This window comes from Mesorhizobium sp. P5_C1 (assembly GCF_054049815.1).
In genome coordinates this window covers 1-3,489 of the sequence record NZ_JBFULQ010000557.1, presented here as the reverse complement: position 1 = coordinate 3,489, position 3,489 = coordinate 1, and the positions used below count along the sequence as shown (strand labels likewise).

General features: G+C 62.7%; 5 protein-coding genes. 2 read left to right on the top strand and 3 right to left on the bottom strand.

What is annotated here, in order from left to right:
• Nucleotides 1-126: 126 nt before the first annotated feature.
• On the bottom strand, nt 127-915 hold the full coding sequence (locus tag ACXJ7R_RS27800) for a SapC family protein (RefSeq protein ID WP_457154620.1): 789 nt from the start codon (nt 913-915) through the stop codon (nt 127-129).
• Between the two features lie 280 nt (nt 916-1,195).
• Here ACXJ7R_RS27800 and ACXJ7R_RS27795 point away from each other — a divergent pair, with 280 nt between their 5' ends.
• A complete protein-coding gene (locus ACXJ7R_RS27795) occupies nt 1,196-1,471 on the top strand; it encodes a DUF6916 family protein (protein WP_457154619.1) in 276 nt (91 codons plus the stop codon).
• A gap of 46 nt (nt 1,472-1,517) precedes the next feature.
• Nucleotides 1,518-2,096, top strand: a complete 579-nt coding sequence (locus ACXJ7R_RS27790; protein ID WP_457154618.1) for a 2OG-Fe(II) oxygenase — start codon at nt 1,518-1,520, stop codon at nt 2,094-2,096.
• Between the two features lie 308 nt (nt 2,097-2,404).
• On the opposite strand, the gene ACXJ7R_RS27785 is transcribed toward ACXJ7R_RS27790, so the two are convergent.
• Nucleotides 2,405-2,923 carry an N-acetyltransferase family protein gene (locus tag ACXJ7R_RS27785; protein ID WP_457154617.1) on the bottom strand — a complete coding sequence of 173 codons (519 nt, stop codon included), beginning with the start codon at nt 2,921-2,923 and terminating at the stop codon, nt 2,405-2,407.
• Nucleotides 2,924-2,930: 7 nt separating this feature from the next.
• Complete coding sequence (locus ACXJ7R_RS27780) at nt 2,931-3,449, bottom strand: phage tail protein (RefSeq protein ID WP_457154616.1); 519 nt, start codon at nt 3,447-3,449, stop codon at nt 2,931-2,933.
• Nucleotides 3,450-3,489 lie beyond the last annotated feature (40 nt).

Below are 3,489 nucleotides of genomic sequence, written 5' to 3'. Positions count from 1 at the left end.
ATGCGGACGACAACCTCGGGCTTGGTGTCGGATCTCCGTATGCGCGACATGAGCGCGCTCCGTCCTTCCTGCGAGCACATATGCTTACGCTTTGTCATGGCCAGCCTCATGAGGGCTAGCGAGAAATTAGCCCGCCGGCAGCCCCGCCTTGCGCAGCGACGCCTGGTGGATCAGCGACGTCCAGCTGTTGGTCGAGGCGAGGTGGCAGTAGAGCAGGCCAAGCGCGCCTGATTTGCGCAGGTCGAGAAATGCCTCGTCGCTCAGTTTGTTGAAAGCCGGCTCATCAATCACCTGGAAGTCGGTGAGATTGAGCACCTCGCCGCCCTCGAGCGTCACCTTGCTCTGGCGCGGCGCGAACAGGCCGTGCGCGTCGATCCTTTCGATCATCACGCGGGTGGCGTTGAAATCGAGCTGGAACTGGTTGCAGAAGGCGAGCGCCTGCCTGGTCGCTTCGGTCGGCTCGGTGCCCTTGAAGAACGGCAGGATCTTTTCGTCGCGGAACGGCGCCAACAACTGGTCGACGACGCGGTCGCTTGCCCGGTCGATGCACAGCGTCAGCCGGCCGGGCGACTTGGGATCCTCGGCCAGGATGAAGGGATAGCGGCGGACATAGGCCGGGATGTAGTGCGGCCCGGTCCACTTGCCGTCGGCATCGACGAAAAGGTTCTCGTCCTTGCGCACGCCGGTGATGATCACCGGCGCCTTGGCCGGGCCGATGAAGACGATCGGGTAGGAGCGCATCGCTGCCGGCATCTCCGAGGCCACCACCGGAATGGCGTGCGCCGAGCGGGCAAAGCCGAAGTCGCTGCGCGCCGTCAGGCCAAGCGAGCCATGCCGCACCGGGTTGAGCGCCTCCGGCATCTGATAGAACAACGGCATCGTATCGCTTGCCACTTCCGTCTTCGCATCTGCCATCGTCGGTCCCTTCTCCCGCAGGCCGATCAGGCCGCGACCATCAGACCCCGAAAGCCGGGATCTGTTCTTGTTGCGCTGACCTTGGTGTGGAAACAATCCCGCGCAGGAACAAAGTACTACAGCGTCTCCTGCGCGCATAAAAGGACAGTCGGTGCTGTATTTTGGGGTTTGTGCCGACGAAATGACTTGGCGCGAGGCCGGTGCCGGCCGGAACCCTCTGGACAGCTTGCAGCGAAGCGGCGACAGTGCCGCCGGCAGCAGGCAGAGTGAGGCGAATTGCATGGCGTCGGCATCGGATTTCGAACAGGCGGTTGGGTCGGTTTTCACTGCCGAGATTGGCGGCAGGATGGTTTCCCTCGAGCTGACCGCGGTCCACCAGATTGCCGCCAGCCCGCGTCCCGGCGGCGGTTTCACGCTTTTGTTCAAAGGACCGCGCGACATCGGGCTGCCGCAGGCCATCTACCACCTTACCAGCGATGCCATCACCGACGACATCTTCATCGTCCCGGTTTCGGGCGACGCGCCCGGCTATGTCTATGAGGCTGTCTTCAACTGATTTTTGATTTTCGGCGATCCGGCCGAAGGTGGGGACAGCTGGACAGATGATCGACCATATCGAGATCGCGGGCGTGCTTGACGAAGCCGGATGCGGCGCGCTGTGCGCCGAGATCCTGACGGCCGGCGGCCGTCCGGCCGGCCTGTTGGGGCGTGACGACCAGAAGCCGGCATGGCCTGAGGTTCGCAGGACCAGGCGCGCCGAGGTCTCGCCGGCAACCGAGGCGCTGGTGAATGCCCTGTTGGCACGGCAGAAGGCGGCCCTGGAACGGCATTTCGGCCTCGCGCTTGGCAATGCTGAAAAACCCCAGTTTCTTCACTATCGGGAAGGCGATTTCTTCGTGCCGCACCAGGACGGCAACACGCCGCTGATCCACGACGAGTCGCGGTTCAGAAGGATCTCGGCGGTGATCTTTCTCAACCACCAGTCGGACGATCCTTCGCCGGCAAACTATGCTGGCGGCTCACTGGTCCTGCATGGTCCCTACAGCGGTCCGCACCTGCGCGTCGCCATGCCGGCATTGCCAGGCTCCCTCGTCGCGTTTCGTTCGGAAACAACGCACGAAGTCACCCCGGTCACCCGCAACGAGCGTTTCACCATCGTGTCGTGGTATCGCGGGGCGTGACGGTCGGCGTCGGCGTCACGGCCGCTTGAATGCAGTCGCGTTGAACCGAACTCAGGACACGCTTCAGGCGTAGGCGCTGCCCCTCGCCTGCCTGCCGGCATCCTCTCTCCGTATAGTGACGGGGAGAGGGGCGCTGTTATCGACGGTTTCGCCAACTGCCGGCGTTGCAGAAAAAGCGACAGCGTTGTGGCCAGCCTCTTTCTCCCCGTACCTATACGGGGAGAAATGTCCGGCAGGACAATGAGGGGCGGCGCGGACCAACGATCCCTTATTCAACGCGTTTACACGGGATTTTCAAKCGACGCGCTTTAGGATGGCGGACACTCCATCAGGTCGTAGACGCCCTTGTCCTCGGTGACGACGAATCCCAGCCGCGCATAAAGCCGCCTGGCCGGATTGTTCTTCTCGACATGGATCGACACCGCCTTGCCGGCGGCACTTGCTTCGTCGATGAGGTCGCTGAGCAGCGCCGCGCCGAATCCCTTGCGGCGAAACGCCGGCAGCAAGGAGATGTCGATGATGCAATACTGGTTCTGCCAACGCTCGACATAGAGGCGGCCGATGTCTGCCGCGCCAGACATCACCACCAGCCAGTCGGCTTGCGAATAATGCTTGATGTAATGTGTGTGCTGCGCCCGAAACTGCATGTCGAGAAAGGCGGTCTTCTGCGCCTCGGTCCAGGATGTTACGGCCAGTTCCTCGGCACGGGTCGAGCCATAGACCCGTGCCAGGAACGGCACATCGGCATCAGTCACTGGACGAAACGTCAGCCCGGCCCCAGCCGCCCGCGCCCAACCGGCCGAAGCCGCCACGTGAAAGTCGTTCATCGCAAAATCAGGGGCGCGACGGGTACACGCCCTGCAGCGCGATGCAGAAATAGCAGGTGAGATAGGGTTGCAAATTGTTGTGCGGCTGTCCGCCACCGGCAGGCGCGAGCGCTTCCGGCGCCAGTTGGACATTAACGGCTGGATTTGAGCCCAGGTACATCTGGTTGCCCGCCGCCACGAAGTTGCCTTGGGGCGTCTTGAAGGAGCCATCGTCTTCAGCGCCCAGCATGGTGTGCGCATGAGACGGCATCTCGCTCTCAAGCAGCGTCACGGTCTCGGAACCGCCAGTTTCACCAAGGTCATGCAACGACAGGCCGGGGCCTTGCCCCGGATGCATCGGCGCGTTGCCCTGGAGGTCCGGCAAGGCAAAATTGCTCTTGCCGTTGCCGCCATAGGTGGTGCCGAGCAGTGAGAACAAAGCGGTGTTCTGCGACAGCGGCAGCAATTGCCCGTCGCACCACGCCCAGCCATTGGGCGCGAAATTGAACGGAAAGATGCGGATTTCGGCGACGAACGGGTTGGCCATGGACGGACCTCTTTAAGTCTGCGAGGGGAATATCCCGAAC